The sequence below is a fragment of the Bradyrhizobium genomosp. I (2014) genome (assembly GCF_000261685.1).
Lineage (GTDB): Bacteria > Pseudomonadota > Alphaproteobacteria > Rhizobiales > Xanthobacteraceae > Bradyrhizobium.
Genome location: NZ_AJQE01000089.1, coordinates 1 through 506, shown reverse-complemented (window position 1 = coordinate 506; position 506 = coordinate 1). Strand labels below are relative to the sequence as shown.

Here is a 506-nt window from a genome sequence, read left to right as displayed (position 1 = left end):
GGCTTGTCCCGGCCATCCACGTTCTTGGAGTGGCACAATAAAGTCGTGGATGCCCGGGACAAGCCCGGGCATGACGGAGAAAGCGGTCAGAGCCAGTCCTTCAGCTTCCAAGATGCAGACTTCCACCGCATCAAATTCTCGACCTTCCACTGCCTGAACATCGCGGGCGGCCAGCGGCTGAGCTTGGACGTCTCCTCCACCTCCGGCCTGGCGACGATGCGCAGCGGCGTCGCGCGCCGCCGGTGCTGGCGCGTGGCCTCACTGATCACGTCGACATATTCCGGCTTGTTGGCCATGTGCTGCGTCCTCGCGAAACCGTCGCGAGGACGAGAATGTGGGCGACGCCGATTAACGGCGCTTTGGCGCGATCGTTACAATTGCAGGAACCAGCCTACCGCCAGTCCCTGACGTCGACGAAGTGACCCGCGATCGCCGCCGCGGCCGCCATCGCCGGCGACACCAGATGCGTGCGGCCCTTGAAGCCCTGGCGGCCCTCGAAATTGCGG

At 64.6% G+C, this 506-nt stretch carries 2 protein-coding genes; both read right to left on the bottom strand.

The window, feature by feature from the left end; translation table 11 throughout:
- Positions 1-86 precede the first annotated feature (86 nt).
- Positions 87-296, bottom strand: a complete 210-nt coding sequence (locus IC50_RS08500; RefSeq protein WP_035702968.1) for a hypothetical protein — start codon at positions 294-296, stop codon at positions 87-89.
- Between the two features lie 95 nt (positions 297-391).
- On the bottom strand, positions 392-506 hold a 115-nt coding region (locus IC50_RS41185), incomplete at its 5' end, for an aconitase family protein (protein WP_157460922.1).

Coding starts and splice junctions, on each gene's coding strand:
- IC50_RS08500 (WP_035702968.1), bottom strand. CDS start 296: ATGGCCAACAAGCCGGAATATGTCGACGTGATCAGTGAGGCCACGCGC.